Below are 14,984 nucleotides of genomic sequence, written 5' to 3' on the forward strand. Positions count from 1 at the left end.
CATGAAGTGTAACCTATATATAGTATGTCTCATATCGATTTCCCTAACATTTATCTAACAAGTTTGTAAGATTCAAAAGAAAAAACCGATGAAAAGTTTACCTTTCATCGGTTAACGAGATGCATACGGGAATATTATTCTAACTATTGTTCCCTTATCTACCTCAGATTCTAGCTCAATCTTATGATTTAATTTTCCACATACTTCTTTAACAAGATATAATCCCATGCCAGTAGACTCTTTAAATTTTCTACCGTTTTCTCCAGTATAAAATGGATGGAAAACACGTGGTAAATCCGCAGTAGGGATACCCACTCCATAATCTCTTACTTCCAAAATAATTGCTCGTCCTTTGGAATACGCCGATACTATTACTTTCTCTTTCTTACTTGATGAATATTTAATTGCATTTGACAGCACTTGATTGAGTATAAATCGAAACCACTTCTTATCTGTTTCTACAATAAGACTCGGATCTACTTTTACCTGTGGATACACATAACTACGTATAAACAGACATTTATTTTCATGAATAACAGAATCAATCATTCCCAATAATTGCAATCTATCTACATGAAAATCTTGTTCAAATGTTTCTAAACGAGCAACATATAAGACCATTTCTAATCCTTTTTTTATTCTTTCCGTTTCTTCATTAATACTGTCAAATCGAGAGTCATCTGCATCTTGTGTAATTAACTCAATAACAGAAAGAGGTGTTTTCATTTGATGAACCCATTGATTCATAAAAATCATTTGTTCTTGTTGTTTTCGTTCCCATTTTTTTAATTGGTTTTGATAATATTGATATTGAGTTTGTAGTAATTTATCTAAGGCCATTGATAATGGAGTCAAATCACTATCTTTTATTGACTCATTTAAAGTTTCTATTGGTGTTGATAGACGCTTGTAGAATGAACGATGACTATAATAACGATATATTAGATAACCCATTAATAAAAAAACACCCAAAAATACAGAATATACTGCTGTCAAAATATGTGGATAACCATCAAACCAATATATAAAAAGAATGATAAGCAATTGAGCAAATGTATAACAAATGAGTGGAATATGTTCTTGTAAAAATAATTTCATTATTCCTTTCCTTCCTTCTCCCAAGTAGCATGCAAACGATATCCAGCACCACGAACTGTCTCCAGTGCGTTTTCAATACCTAAATCTTGCAACTTCCTTCTAATTCTCCCTATATTTACACTCAATGTATTCTCGTCTATATATGAACTATCCCATAGTTGTTCCAAAATCACTTCACGTTTTACAAGTAGTGGAGACTTTGTTATCAATATTTCCAATAAAGTTGTTTCTTTTTTAGTAAGTATAATTGTCTTATCTTCTAGTTGAAGTTCCATTCTTTCTGGGAACAGGAATAGTCCTGATTGCTCAACTATTCGTTCTTTTACTTTAGGAGCATATTCACCGTATGCTCTTCTGAGTTGACTACGGATTTTAGACATTACAACTTCATAATAAAAAGGTTTCGTAATATAGTCATCACCACCATTTTCTAAAGCCATAACTTGATCCATCTCTCCACTCCTTGCAGATAGAAATACAATTGGACAAGTAGAAATAGCTCGTATTTGGCGACACCAATAATAACCGTCAAAATTGGGTAAATTTACATCTAATAGCACTAAATCTGGTTTAATCTTTTGAAATGTATCTAAAACATTTTCAAAATCCTCTATCATAACACTTTGGTATCCATATTTTTCAATATGCGTTCCCAGTAATTCAGCGATTTTTATATCATCTTCTACAATCATGATTGTATTCATATCTTTCTCTCCTCTAATGGCAGTGTGATTTTTAAAGTTCGTTTGGCTTTTTATATTTAATTTATTTAATAGAGTTGATATATTACATGCATCCTTACATGCAATTAATATAAAACAAAGCATATATTTGTTGTTTTTTTCAAAAAATTTTAATACTTAGTGCGTTGATATAAGAAACCATAACACAATATTTTAATGACTTTTATCTTCGTGACTTTGGAATAATGTTTAATTTAACATAACTTGCTACTTCATTTCAATTTCACAAAAAATATATTGTAAGTGCTATATTAATCAGATATTAAAATTGCCAACTATTTTATACAGACTTTACTACTAGCGTTAGTTTATTGGATATTAAGAATTTCAATTATTAAATCCAACTATTTGCTAGACTCATACCAAATATGAATTCTTCTTCATCTAAACTATTAGTTTTTTTGTAGTAAAAAAACTACATCCCATATAGAATGTAGTTTTTCTAGCTGATTTATTTATTTTTCACTTCATTTTTATAAAAAGTAAATAATGGTTCAATGGCTGGACTAGATAAAAGAGGAATTGCCTTCTCAATCAATTCTCTATCCCAATCAAACCAACGCATTTCCATTAGCATATTAATTTCTGTATCAGTGAACCGTTTTTTTATTTCCTTAGCAGGATTACCGCCCACTATTGTATATGGCGGAACATCTTTACATACGACAGATCCTGCCGCAACGATTGCACCTTCACCGATTGTAACGCCAGGCATTATTGTAGCATTCATACCAATCCAGGCATCACTTTTAATGACTGTATCACCCTTCGGTTCATAAGATTGTCCGATTTGCTCAGCGAATGGATACACTGTAATCCATTCTGAGTGATGATTATGATTACCACCCATTAAAATGATAACGCCACTTGCAATACAAACATAATTTCCAATAATAAGTTTATCAAGATGCCAACCCATCTGTTCAATTGGATTGAAAAGTGCTTGGGACTTAGCATCGCCCCATAAATACCTTACACAACCATCTTCAAAATTTTGATTTCCATAATACCCTGAATAATAGGAGTACTCTCCTACTTCAATGAGTGGATTTGTTACTATATCTTTTAAATACTTTGTTTCAGACCAATGATTAAATAATGGATGCTTCATAACTATATTCCTCGCTTCTAAGTATTGTAGATTTTTGCAACTTACTTAGAAGCTTAATACGACAGCGACATTTTTAAACTTTTTCAAACGACGAATCATTATCTTCAAGCCTTTCAGTTATAATAAAAAATCATAACGTGATAAATTAAATAAGTCAAATTGTAAAATTATGTACTCAAACTAATGGTGTGAACTGAACTTTTAGCGTTAAAATAATCGAGTTTTCAAATAATAGATCTCAATTACATATAATAAAGATTTCTTAGCTATACATCTAACTTCTTTCTTATATTAGTCTTAACTTCCTCGATATAATTTTATTATTTATTAATTTGTCTGACAAATTAATAAATGTTAATATAATTAAAGGAGATATCATCATCCATTTCGCCGCACAGCTAGTTTTTCACAGAAATGATTTCTGAATCCTTTATTAATTAGGAGGTTTAGAAGATGAAACTTTTAAGGCAATCAGCAATTATTGGAGCATTGACTGTTGGAGGATTTTTATTTTCGGATACAATTAGTACAATCACACCTGTGTCTGCTGAATCGCAACTTACACAAAAAGAATCACCATTTTTAGATGCTTGGCAGTGGCAAAACTATTTTTTATTACATCATAATGCAGATTTTTTAGAAGAGTTAGCAATTGGTGACTTGAAGCATGGAGATACATTCGATGTTAATATATACACTGGTGGTAAAGATACTGGCATTGTAAAAATATATCGATTGAGTGAAAATGAAAATGATGAAATAAACTTGCATAGATATAAAACCATTTACGACTCAGGTATATCACATAATTATGGTAGATTTGTAACGTCTATTACTAAGGTTTATAATCCGGGAACATATGTGGCTGTTATGAAAATTGGAGAAAATTATTATTATGGGGGCAGCTTTAAAATCTCAAAATAATTAACATTAATCTCACCAGTAAATAAATATTGGATACTATTTTTATTAGACAAAAACCATTTTAAAGCTCCTCTATCTTATATAAGAGGGGCTTTTTTTACCGTTGCCCCTTTTTAAGGCTAGGAGAAATCCTTGCTTTCTTTATAAATTAGCATTTTTATTCAATAACCGTTTTCACTTTTTTATGTTCTCCAATTCGATATGCAATATTGCATATTCCATATTTTCAATTTTTAAACATGCGATAATTTGTTTATATAAGGATTTAAAATTAATATTGAAAGGAGAATACTAAATGTCTTTCTTTTCTTGGTCTCCTCTTATTTTCTTAATAGTTGTTGCGATTATCATTTCTATTCAAAGGGCTAAGAAACAATAATAATAAATAGTTATAACAATTTATTATTTGGAGGTGTAATTATGTCATTTGCAGCATGGAGTGCGATTTTTATGACTTTAATCGGGGCAATATCTGGAGCAATCTTTGGTACAATCTCCTCTAGACATAAGAGCAAAAATTAAATACTAACATAAAAATGAATTTCTAATAAAACTCTATACAAAAAAAGTAGCCTATAAATTTTTATAGGCTACTTTTCATTTCATCATTATTACTTAGCTAATTCTTTCGTTCCCTGCATTACATCAACGAAAAATCCCCAGTTATTCACAACAGAAGAAATACTAATATGTTCATCTGGAGTGTGAACATTAAAGATATCTGGACCGAATGAAATAGCATCTAACTCAGGCATTTTTTGAACAAATACACTGCACTCAATTCCTGCATGTACAGCGAAGATTTCAGCATCTTTGCTGTATTTTTCTTGGTGCACTTTTTCGAATAAATTACGGATAGGCGAATTAGGATTATATGGCCACTCTGGATATTCAGACTCTTTTTCAAATGTTGCCCCTACTAATTCCGCAATATACTTAATTTCATCTACAATATGTTGTTTTAAGCTACTTACAGAACTTCTCACTTCGCTTCGTAATTTAATCTCATCTTGCAGTGTTTGAATAACTCCTAAATTAGTTGAGCTTTCTACAAGACCTTTAATATCCATGCTCATACTTTGTATACCATTTGGAATTAAGAATAATGAAGAAATAAGCTGTTTTTGTGTTTCTTTAGAAAAGACTTTTCCCGCCTTTTCTTCTATTTTTGTAAGTGAAACATGAACATCCGGATCAACAGCACGCAGCTCTTCTTGTAAAATACGTGTCCATGATTTTAGTTTTTCTTCTACTTGCTGTACATCTTCTGCACGTAATAAAATTGTAGCTACACTTTCACGCGGAATTGCATTTGTTTTTAAGCCGCCATGAACTTCACTCATATTAAATTGAATGTGAATTGATAAATCACGTAAAACTCGTCCTAATACTTTATTCGCATTACCGCGTTGTTTATCAATTTCCAAACCAGAATGTCCACCTTTAAGTCCACCAACATATAGTCGGTATGTGTCCATATCTACTGGCGCTTCATCCCAAATCACTGAAATCGTTTCAACTGCTTTCGCACCACCTGCGCTACTCACTAGTAATTTATGATCTTCTTCAGAATCAATATTAATAAATATTTTTCCGTCAAAATGATTTGAATCAACAGCGAATGCACCGCCCATTGTCGTTTCTTCTTCAGTTGTAATAACAACTTCTAAAGCTGGATGCGGGATGTCTGTTGAATCTAATAATGCTAATGCATATGCAACGGCAATACCATTATCCGCACCTAAAGTTGTTTCATTTGCATATAACATATCTCCGATAACTCTAAGTTCAATTGGATCTTTCTCAAAATCATGAACTGTCGCTTGATTCTTTTCACAAACCATATCAGAATGTCCCTGAATAATAATAGTTGGAACATTATCATAACCAGAAGTAGCTTCTTTTTTTATAATGACATTTAACGCTTCATCTTGAATAACTTCTAAATTACGTTCCTTTGCGAAACTCACTAAGTAATCACTAATTTCTTTTTCATTACCTGATCCTCTAGGAATCTTTGAAATTTCTGCAAAATGATAAAATACAGGGTGCTTTGTTAATTGTTCTAAAGTAGAATACATTTTTCAAGCTCCTCTCAAAATGACGAAATAATATGTAAGTCCTTTATCATTATACCATGATTCATTATTTTACCTTTCTTTTAACATTTTTAAAATTTGTTATTTTAATTAACAAGTCTTTTCATACTCTACTACTTATTAATCCACAAATAACAAAAAAAATAAAAGAAAATGCTCTATGCATTTTCTTTTATTTTTTTCACCTGTATATATTTCGGACTATTACTATTCATAAGCTTTTCTAAACGATTTATATTTTCCGTTAATGCACCCTTCACAAGAGAGAAATCTGTATTTGCTTCTTCTTCTTTTTTTTCTTTAAAAAACGAAGAATTTTGTACATTTATTTCAGCCATCTCTTCTCCCCCTTTTCAAAAAGATACAACCTTTTATTTATATTATATAGCAAATGCAGACAGAGTGTACACGTATCATTTTCTTTTTAATTCTTCTTCTAACTCTTCTACTTGCTGCAAAGTATCTCCTTTTATTAAAGAGAAATCTGTTGTATCTTCATTATCTTCTTTAAAAAAATCATTGTCATAATCTTTTATCACTACAATCACCTCTACGTGCTAGTGTAGGAATGATTGTCCAATTTTATACAAGCTTGTCTGAATTTGTTCTCCCTTTATGTATAGGTGAAAAGGACAGAAAAAGATTCTGTCCTTATTTACTAAAATAACTATGATGAATTGTTAAATTATATACATTTTCAAAATCTCGATCTTGAAGGTTATTTTTCTTCCCATCAATAACAATGAAAACATCACTAACTATTTTCGCTGGTATAATTCCGACATTTTCTACTTGCACCGCTTTCTGCTCATTCAATTGCTCGATGTGTTCTAATGGAACAATAATACTAAATTGAGAGCGGATACCACGAAAGTTTGTATTTAATTCCTTCACCGCTTCAAATACAACAATTTTCGCACCAATCTTTTCCCCATATGAATCTAAAAATGCGTTTAAGCTTTTTGTATACTCCTCTTCCATATGCCATTCCATTGTCCCAAAGGCTGCTGGATTCACATTTTGAATAATTGTCGTATACATTTCTCCTCTTGCTTTTGAAGCAATTAATGACCTTTTAATTGATTGGACCGTCTTTCCAATATCGCTGAATTTTGCGCCCCATATTTCTGAAATATTAGGTGTCAAAATAAATGCAATATCAACGAAAATTACCATCGCAGTGAACATTAAAAGATTTTTCCAGAGGGTTAAATCTATTCCTTTTATCATGAAATAAACTGCGACTGATATTATAAACAAACCATACCAAGTTTTTCGAATTCGTTGTTTCTTCTCCTCGTACAACTCTTCATTTCTCCAATAAAAGAAAACAAGAACTACAAAGGCCATTGCTAGAATAAATAAACCGATTCGAATGTTAGAGATCGTCAATCACATCACCCTCCATTCAAAAACTCTTCACGATATCATTACATGCACAAACAGCTCTCTTTATGACAAAAGACGTGGACAACCTTCTAAAGTTAGCAACATCGCATATACATTAGAAGCAGGCCACGTCTTTTATCCCGCATTAACGGGCAGTAAGACCCCCCCACCTCAAAATTCAGCGAAAGCAAAGACGTTAGGTGAGGGATCAACTGCCCATAAAAGCCCGATTGGTTCAACTAATAATCAGTGCGGGATGAACACCCTCCACTGATTAAAGTTTCACTTTATCATGAATCTACATTGTATATGTAGACAAGCATGCGTTTCAAATTTTCATGTTAAAAAGAAATATGTTTCGGAATTTCCCCTTCAGGTACTTCTCCGTCCATACTTAAGTAATAATGACGAATCGGACGTAATTTTTCATCTAACTCATAAACAAGCGGAATGCTAGTTGGAATATTTAATGAAACCACACCATCACTTGAAAGGTTGTCTAAGTATTTCACTAGCGAACGAATTGTATTACCGTGCGATGAAATAATTACTTTCTCACCACTTTTTAATGACGGTGCAATTTCTGAATGCCAATAATCAACTACTCTTTTCTCCGTATCCTCTAAACATTCAGTCAATGGGAATTCATCTTTTTTTAACGTTTTATATCTTGGATTGTTCGCCTCATATCGAGGATCATCTTCAGTAAGTGCAGGCGGTCTCACATCTATACTTCTTCTCCAAATATGAACTTGTTCATCTCCATATTTTTTTGCAGTTTCGTCTTTATTCAATCCTTGTAGTGCACCATAATGGCGTTCATTCAACTTCCATGAGTTATGTATAGGGACCCAAGTGAGATCCATTTCATGCAGTACAATCCATAATGTACGAATTGCTCGTTTTAGTACCGAGGTATACGCAACATCAAATGTATATCCATTCTTTTTTAATATTGTTCCTGCTTCTCTCGCTTCACTTAATCCATTCTTTGATAAATCCACATCTGTCCATCCTGTAAATCGATTTTCAAGATTCCACAAACTTTGTCCGTGACGAATGAGTACAAGTTTTATCATTATAATTCCCCTCTCGGAAATATGAATTTTAAAATTTCAATACGTACACATATAAAGTTTTTGGCAATGTGAATTTTTTATCCATAGTTGCCAAATATACAGATAAAAATTTATGATTTTTCAAACTACAAAACAAGATACTGTTTCTATCTTTTATTCTACTGGTATTTCACGCTTAGACGTCCATGCATCAAATCCTGAACGGCTATTTGCCATTTCATTCATAACTTGATGCCAATTTTCTTCACATGATTCGCCAAACTGTGAGAAAATAGCTCCCATTTGTTCTCTTTGAACATCGCTCAGTTTTTTCTCTAAGTCTGTTCCTTCTTCTGTTAAAGACAGCTGTTTCACACGACGATCATGTGCAGCTTCATTACTCTCAATAAGTCCTTTATCTAACAGTTGGCGCAACGGTCCGTGAAGAGCTTGTTTACTTATTTCTAAAAGTGATAGCAGCGCATTTACACTAAGCCCTGGAAAACGAGCAATAAAAAACAGAATTCTATGATGTACACGCTGTATACCGTACTCTTTTATAATTTCATCTGGTTTTTCTGTAAAAGTTTTATATGCAAAGTAAAATAATGCTAATGCCTCATTCATTTGTTCTTCTTTATGTTGTGTCATCTACTTTCCCCCTACATGTAAATTATACCACAGTTCACTTATGAATAATTTAGTTGGGATATTGAGCCTAATTTCTTCATTCTAAAACCAACAAATTTCAACTATTGTATTTTTTGAAGGTTGTTTAATTCGCAAACTATACATTCAAATAAAGTTTCCAAATTACTTTTTAAAAACTTCTTAAGGAAATAGGTTAAATTCAAATGATAAATATTGTAAAATTTACTTATTAATATTTTTTAAAAAAATCAATTGTGATTGGAGTGTTATTTTATGCAAACAAAAAAAGTTTATCTTTATGTATTTAATACGATGTCAGACTGGGAATATGGACATTTAATTGCAGAACTAAACTCAGGAAGATATTTCAAAAAAGAGTTAGCCCCTTTAAAGGTAGTTACAGTAGGAGCTAATAATGAAATTATTACTACGATGGGAGGACTGAGCATAAAGCCAGATATTTCCCTGGATGAATGTACTCTTGAGAGTAACGATCTTTTAGTTTTACCTGGAGGGACTACTTGGGAGGAAAGCATTCATCACCCTATCTTAAAAAAAATTGGTGAAGCGTTAAAACTCGGCACTATTGTTGCTGCCATTTGTGGTGCAACTGAGGGGTTAGCGAATTTTGGATACCTAGATTCTAGAAAACATACAAGCAATGATTTAGAATATATTAAAATGGTTTGTCCTAATTATAAAGGAGAACAACTTTATAAGATGGAACCTGCAGTATGTGATGAAAATTTGATTACTGCATCAGGAGTAGCTCCTCTGGAATTTGCAATGGAAGTATTGAAAAAAATTGATGTATTTGCACCAGATACGTTACATTCATGGTATAACCTAAATAAGACTTATAAGCCTGAATACTTCTTCCAGTTAATGAATTCAATTACTAGATAAGCTGAAAAATTAAATTAGCAGTTTTATATTATATAAAAAACTTAAAAAGCACCCCTAAAGTCGTTATAAATACAACCGATGACGGTTGTAAAACAAAAAATAAAAGGGATGATACATATTTATCTTGTATCATCCCTTTTATTTTTTATAACATTAATATCACCATATTATTTTAATTATTCATCTCCAGCAAGAGTTAACTGCCAAGACACACCATACTTATCATTTAACCAGCCAAACTTTTTACTAAACGGATATGAACCTAAAGGCATAAGAACTTTTCCATCTTGTGCTAGTTTATTAAAAACTGTTTCGATTTCCTCTTCCGTATCACAAGTTACATAAAGAGACATAGCTGGAGTGAATGTAAAATCATGCTTTACATAACTATCAATACACATGAACTCTTGTCCATTTAGCGTAAAAGTTGCATGAATTACAGTTCCCTCTTTACCTGGTCCATTCTCATCATAACGAGAGATACTTACAATTTCTGATTGATTAAATAGCGATGTGTAAAAATTCATCGCTTCCTCAGCTTTGCCCTCAAACATTAAAAACGTAGTGATTTTTTGATTTGTGTTACCCATTTAGAGACATCCCCTTGTTATGTATTTATGCAAAACATACATCGGACAATAAAACCGAACGTACATTCTTATAAGTGTATTGTCTATAAAAACGATGAGTTTGTCAATTATCTATGTTTTATTTCTTCTTAAATAATGCTGTCCAAAGAAATGATTCTCCAAACATATTATTTGGTTGTTCAATTTGCTTCATTTTTCTAATTTCAATTACTTCAAATTCTTTAAATATCTCTCTTAACTTTTCTTCTGAATATGCAAGACCACCTTGCAAACTCCATCCTCTATACACATCCCAGTCCGTTATTTCCGATCCATTTCGCTCATTCAAATCACCTGCTGCAAAACATGTTAATCCGAAATAACCACCCGATTTTAATGAGTTTTTAATTATATCCACATAATTCATTCTTCTATGTGGTGGAATGTGATGCAAGCAACCGGAATCATATACAAAATCATATTCATCTTGCAAATCCAAATTAAAAATCGATTCACAAACAAATTGTATGTCTATTCCGTTTTCTAATGCCCTCTCTTTAGCCCAATTAATTCCTTCTATAGACAAATCTACGGCTGTTACATCAAACCCTTGTTTCGCTAAATAAATTGCATTTCTTCCTGGACCACATCCAAGCTCTAACACTTTCCCTTTTGAAATCCATTCTTTTTGTATATATGAAACTAAATTCTCATCTGGAACATTTGCAAAAAAAGGAACATCCTTTTCTCTATTCGTGTAAAATTCATTCCAAAATGATACTGCGGGTCTTAATAAAGAATCCATCATCTTCAAAATATCTTCTTGTGTATATAACGTTTCACTTTTCATCAAAACGCCTCCTGTTAAAAATTTGGAATAATTTTACAATAACACATCAGAGAGTTTAAACAAAAGAAAAGCTCCCCATTAATAAAGGTGCTCCGCAAACATTTTTTATTTTCTTAATCAATGTTTAAAATTATTTTTATTACGGTGAATGAAATTATACTGCTTCATAGAGTGAAACTTTAATCAGTGGGACGTTTACGGGCAGCCCTCAAATAGCGGGATAAATCGAACTTATCGTGTATATACTCATTTCAAAATAAAGAACAAAAAAGAGCCGCAATTTTTTTGCGACTCTTTTTTGTCTATCTAATAAATAAAATGATTTACAATCATATCTGAAATTTTATCGGTGATTGTTATTATTTATCAACTTATCGACAAATAATAACAACCCTCTTTATCCCGATTACTATTTTAGACTTTAACGGCCACGTCTTTGTTGACCTTGCTTTGCACTATTGTTCTTATTACTTGGCTTATTAAATGATCGGTTGTTATCATTTCTCGAACTATTTCTTGAACCTTCACGGCTATCTCTTTGACGATATTGTCCTGATTTCTTTGGAGCCGGCTTTTGTACCGGTTTTCCATTTTCATCTACATTTTTTATCATCGGTTGTTCGATTATTTGTCTTTGTATTGGTGCACCAAGCGTTTTTTCAATTTCTTCTAAATGTTTTTCATCTTTCGCTGCAACGAACGTAATTGCAAGACCTGATCCACCTGCACGTCCTGTTCGGCCAATGCGGTGAATATAACTTTCTACATCTTCAGGGATATCAAAGTTAAATACGTGCGTTACACCATCTACATCAAGTCCACGAGCTGCTACATCAGTCGCAATTAAGTACTGAATTTTAGCTTCGCGGAAACTCTTCATGACTCTTTCACGTTTCGCTTGAGGTATATCACCATGAAGTTCAGCACAATTATAACCTAGTCCTTTTAAATTATCATACAGCTTACTTACTCTAACCTTTGTACGACAGAAAATAACTGCTAAAAATGGCTGATCACGATCCATAACAAAACGAAGTGCATCTGGCTTTGCACGATCTGTCGTCTCAATGACACGCTGCTCAATTGTATCTACCGTTACTTCTTCACTTTGTACTTGAATCATTTGCGGCTCTTCCATATAACGTTTCGCCAATTTTTTAATATCTTTTGGCATCGTTGCTGAGAATAACATCGTTTGTTTACTATCAGGTGTCTCATCTAAAATATCTTCAATATCATATAAGAATCCGAAATAAAGCATTTGATCTGCTTCATCTAGTACAATCGTTGAAAGATTACTTAAATCAATTGTTTCACGTCGTATATGATCTAATAATCGTCCTGGGGTCGCAACAACAATATGTGTATTACCTTTTAATTTTCTTAATTGTTGTGCTACATCTTGTCCGCCATATATCGCTAGTACATTAATATCTTCTCTTTGAACAAGCATTTTTTTAATTTCAGTTGTAATTTGCAGTGCTAGTTCCCTTGTTGGTGCAACAATTAAAGCCTGAACATCACTAGACTCTGGATCGATTTTTTCTAAAATCGGTAACACGAATGCTAACGTTTTACCCGTTCCTGTTTTCGCCTGTCCAATAACATCTTTTCCTGACATAATAACAGGAATTGCTTTCTCTTGAATTGGTGTTGCTTCTGTGATTCCATTTTCACGTAATGTATGATTAAAAGTTTCACTAATTCCTAATTCTAAAAAGTTTTTCAAATAGACCACTTCTTTTCCTTATTTTTCACATTAGCTTTCATTGTACCATTTGTTTCGCCAAATATGAAAAATAAAAAAATTCTTATCTTCTTTTTTTATATTCATCCTGTACTAGATGAACAAATTCTTTTTGTTTTTTCTCGGATTTTATTAATGCTTCCATATTTACAGAAGTCAAAATATACTTTTTAATTTTTCTATTACTCCAAATTAAACTTGTATACTTCGGATCTTCATGTAGATTTCGAAACCACTCTAATTCACTTAATTTTGCGATATAATGTTTTAATTTCATGTCATTTCGAGGATAAAATAAAATAACATCTGCTATTACATCAAATAATGAGCCCAAGTTATTCCCTCCTATAACTTCTTTAATGAAGATATTAACGTAATTTTAAAAATCATTGTTTCACCAATTCAAAATAAATCACACCAATATGTACATCAAGGAACTAAGTTCTACAATTTAATATGTAATACGAAAGCATTATATAACCTTCATTTTGATTTATCATATGAGCTTATCTTTCAGAAAGATGGTTTGCAATATAAAATGGAAAAATCCTAATAGTGCATTAGAGATATTTATTATTTTTCATTATAATTTTTATAGCCTTACCATATCAATTTGGGGATTTTGTGCGTTTAGAAAACCATTTAGATACATTTAGCCATATATTGTACGCCAATAATATAGTAGTAAGAAATTTACAAATGAAGGATATAGAAAGAGTAAGGGGGCATGGTTAATTACTCATGAAGGTATAGTGCGTTAGATGAATAAATAGGCTTCATTTGCAATAACATAGTATGTTTTCCCTTTACTGCTGTGTGCTTTGTACTGTGGCGAACCATTGACACTCACTTTTGCATCAATCATAAATCCCTGCATCTACAGAACCAGCTCCATCTTTATATTTCCAAGATGGAGCATCCTAGAAACGTAGATTGTCCACTTTGAAAACAATACGTTTTCAAGGTGGACAAATAAACTGTGCTTTTCTTATCGAGTAGCAACAGATACTTCTGAAAGAAATAGACTACATCGTAATAGGGGTTATATTCACAGCTGTAATTTTACAAGTTGAAATTGCAAACCTAACGGTTGTAGTTGGATTTATAGGTAATGTCCCTAGTACTATCCCAAGTCCTGTTTGTTCCACGCTAAAATCTGCTGCAATAGAACCATTACTTGCTAAAAGACTTACTGTAGATCCGATAAACGCATCCAGTAATTGTCTAATTGGTCGTTCACGACATTCACACTCGCATCCTACATCGGTAGGTGGAAGTAATGTAATAGGTGGTCCTGGTGGTAAAAAACCTACCCCTGTTACATCAGATATATTGACCACAAAGGTTGTGGTGCCATCTGTAACTGTAACTAAAAAATCATTCACAGAAGTGATAGTAAATAGAAAGAAAAGCGGGGGCGTGTTGGGTGTGTCTGCAATAGTGCCAAGAATAACAGTTTCTCCAATAAGTTGTTGTAAAACGCTTTGCATAGGTAAAACACAGCAATCACAAAGACAACCTTCAGTTCCTCCTGTTGGGCCTGTCTCTCCTGTTGGACCCGTTACTCCTGTTGGACCCGTTCCCCCCGTTGGACCCGTTACTCCTGTTGGACCCGTTACTCCTGTTGGACCCGTTACTCCTGTTGGACCCGTTACTCCTGTTGGACCCGTTACTCCCGTTGGGCCTGTCCCTCCTGTTGGACCTGTGGGTAAAGTAAATGGTGGGATTGGGGGAAGTGTAGGGCCAATTAAATTTGGATTTAATGCATTAGCTTGAAGTATCCCATTTATCTTTTGTATTTCATTTTTATCAAACACATAACTACCTCCTATGAGTGTA

16 protein-coding genes and 3 pseudogenes are annotated in these 14,984 nt (G+C 32.7%); 4 read left to right on the forward strand and 15 right to left on the reverse strand.

Going from position 1 to position 14,984, the window contains the following annotated elements; genetic code table 11:
* Positions 1-111: 111 nt before the first annotated feature.
* The 3 genes from ACE38F_RS16085 to ACE38F_RS16095 form a co-directional block, all read right to left on the reverse strand.
* On the reverse strand, positions 112-1,098 hold the full coding sequence (locus ACE38F_RS16085; protein ID WP_375369165.1) for a sensor histidine kinase: 987 nt from the start codon (positions 1,096-1,098) through the stop codon (positions 112-114).
* Positions 1,098-1,802 carry a response regulator transcription factor gene (locus ACE38F_RS16090; RefSeq protein WP_002085517.1) on the reverse strand — a complete coding sequence of 235 codons (705 nt, stop codon included), beginning with the start codon at positions 1,800-1,802 and terminating at the stop codon, positions 1,098-1,100. Before ACE38F_RS16090 ends, ACE38F_RS16085 begins: the two co-directional genes overlap by 1 nt.
* Before the next feature lie 490 nt (positions 1,803-2,292).
* On the reverse strand, positions 2,293-2,952 hold the full coding sequence (locus ACE38F_RS16095) for a CatB-related O-acetyltransferase (RefSeq protein WP_375369166.1): 660 nt from the start codon (positions 2,950-2,952) through the stop codon (positions 2,293-2,295).
* A gap of 453 nt (positions 2,953-3,405) precedes the next feature.
* On the opposite strand from ACE38F_RS16095, the gene ACE38F_RS16100 reads away from it, so the two are divergent.
* Together ACE38F_RS16100 and ACE38F_RS16105 are read left to right on the forward strand one after the other, a co-directional pair.
* Positions 3,406-3,876, forward strand: a complete 471-nt coding sequence (locus ACE38F_RS16100; protein WP_215556364.1) for a DUF5065 family protein — start codon at positions 3,406-3,408, stop codon at positions 3,874-3,876.
* A 338-nt stretch (positions 3,877-4,214) separates the two neighbouring features.
* Positions 4,215-4,398 (forward strand): annotated as a pseudogene (locus ACE38F_RS16105) (hypothetical protein).
* An 89-nt stretch (positions 4,399-4,487) separates the two neighbouring features.
* On the opposite strand, the gene ACE38F_RS16110 reads toward ACE38F_RS16105, so the two are convergent.
* The 6 genes from ACE38F_RS16110 to ACE38F_RS16135 all read right to left on the reverse strand — a co-directional run bounded on the left by ACE38F_RS16110 (position 4,488) and on the right by ACE38F_RS16135 (position 9,073).
* Positions 4,488-5,957, reverse strand: coding sequence for an aminoacyl-histidine dipeptidase (locus tag ACE38F_RS16110; protein ID WP_375369168.1), 1,470 nt, complete (start codon positions 5,955-5,957; stop codon positions 4,488-4,490).
* 176 nt (positions 5,958-6,133) lie between these two features.
* Complete coding sequence (spoIISB, locus tag ACE38F_RS16115) at positions 6,134-6,313, reverse strand: stage II sporulation protein SB (protein WP_215556362.1); 180 nt, start codon at positions 6,311-6,313, stop codon at positions 6,134-6,136.
* 75 nt (positions 6,314-6,388) lie between these two features.
* Complete coding sequence (locus tag ACE38F_RS16120; RefSeq protein ID WP_000588712.1) at positions 6,389-6,514, reverse strand: hypothetical protein; 126 nt, start codon at positions 6,512-6,514, stop codon at positions 6,389-6,391.
* A gap of 112 nt (positions 6,515-6,626) precedes the next feature.
* A complete protein-coding gene (locus tag ACE38F_RS16125) occupies positions 6,627-7,325 on the reverse strand; it encodes a type II toxin-antitoxin system SpoIISA family toxin (protein ID WP_375369350.1) in 699 nt (232 codons plus the stop codon).
* 380 nt (positions 7,326-7,705) lie between these two features.
* Positions 7,706-8,443 carry a 2,3-diphosphoglycerate-dependent phosphoglycerate mutase gene (gpmA, locus tag ACE38F_RS16130; RefSeq protein WP_002032137.1) on the reverse strand — a complete coding sequence of 246 codons (738 nt, stop codon included), beginning with the start codon at positions 8,441-8,443 and terminating at the stop codon, positions 7,706-7,708.
* A gap of 153 nt (positions 8,444-8,596) precedes the next feature.
* Positions 8,597-9,073 carry a MarR family winged helix-turn-helix transcriptional regulator gene (locus ACE38F_RS16135; RefSeq protein WP_215556360.1) on the reverse strand — a complete coding sequence of 159 codons (477 nt, stop codon included), beginning with the start codon at positions 9,071-9,073 and terminating at the stop codon, positions 8,597-8,599.
* A gap of 273 nt (positions 9,074-9,346) precedes the next feature.
* Between ACE38F_RS16135 and ACE38F_RS16140 the strand changes: the two genes are divergently transcribed.
* Positions 9,347-9,979, forward strand: coding sequence for a type 1 glutamine amidotransferase family protein (locus tag ACE38F_RS16140; RefSeq protein ID WP_375369169.1), 633 nt, complete (start codon positions 9,347-9,349; stop codon positions 9,977-9,979).
* Between the two features lie 176 nt (positions 9,980-10,155).
* Here ACE38F_RS16140 and ACE38F_RS16145 read toward each other — a convergent pair whose 3' ends face one another.
* The 4 genes from ACE38F_RS16145 to ACE38F_RS16160 all read right to left on the reverse strand — a co-directional run bounded on the left by ACE38F_RS16145 (position 10,156) and on the right by ACE38F_RS16160 (position 13,479).
* Entirely contained in the window at positions 10,156-10,569 is a 414-nt protein-coding gene (locus ACE38F_RS16145) for a VOC family protein (protein WP_002012925.1), read from the reverse strand.
* A 118-nt stretch (positions 10,570-10,687) separates the two neighbouring features.
* The gene (locus ACE38F_RS16150) at positions 10,688-11,398 is read right to left on the reverse strand and encodes a class I SAM-dependent methyltransferase (protein ID WP_375369171.1); all 711 of its coding nucleotides are present in this window, start codon (positions 11,396-11,398) and stop codon (positions 10,688-10,690) included.
* 421 nt (positions 11,399-11,819) lie between these two features.
* Positions 11,820-13,136 carry a DEAD/DEAH box helicase gene (locus tag ACE38F_RS16155; RefSeq protein WP_375369173.1) on the reverse strand — a complete coding sequence of 439 codons (1,317 nt, stop codon included), beginning with the start codon at positions 13,134-13,136 and terminating at the stop codon, positions 11,820-11,822.
* 73 nt (positions 13,137-13,209) lie between these two features.
* Positions 13,210-13,479 (reverse strand): hypothetical protein, encoded by a 270-nt coding sequence (locus ACE38F_RS16160; RefSeq protein ID WP_375369174.1) that lies wholly within the window; start codon positions 13,477-13,479, stop codon positions 13,210-13,212.
* 18 nt (positions 13,480-13,497) lie between these two features.
* On the opposite strand from ACE38F_RS16160, the pseudogene ACE38F_RS16165 reads away from it, so the two are divergent.
* A pseudogene (locus ACE38F_RS16165) lies at positions 13,498-13,686 on the forward strand (hypothetical protein); the annotation flags it as partial.
* A gap of 216 nt (positions 13,687-13,902) precedes the next feature.
* On the opposite strand, the pseudogene ACE38F_RS16170 reads toward ACE38F_RS16165, so the two are convergent.
* Together ACE38F_RS16170 and ACE38F_RS16175 are read right to left on the reverse strand one after the other, a co-directional pair.
* Positions 13,903-14,104 (reverse strand): annotated as a pseudogene (locus ACE38F_RS16170) (N-acetylmuramoyl-L-alanine amidase); the annotation flags it as partial.
* A gap of 66 nt (positions 14,105-14,170) precedes the next feature.
* Entirely contained in the window at positions 14,171-14,962 is a 792-nt protein-coding gene (locus tag ACE38F_RS16175; RefSeq protein ID WP_375369351.1) for an exosporium leader peptide-containing protein, read from the reverse strand.
* Positions 14,963-14,984 lie beyond the last annotated feature (22 nt).

This window comes from Bacillus altaicus (genome assembly GCF_042136375.2).
GTDB classification, from domain to species: Bacteria; Bacillota; Bacilli; order Bacillales; family Bacillaceae_G; genus Bacillus_A; species Bacillus_A cereus_U.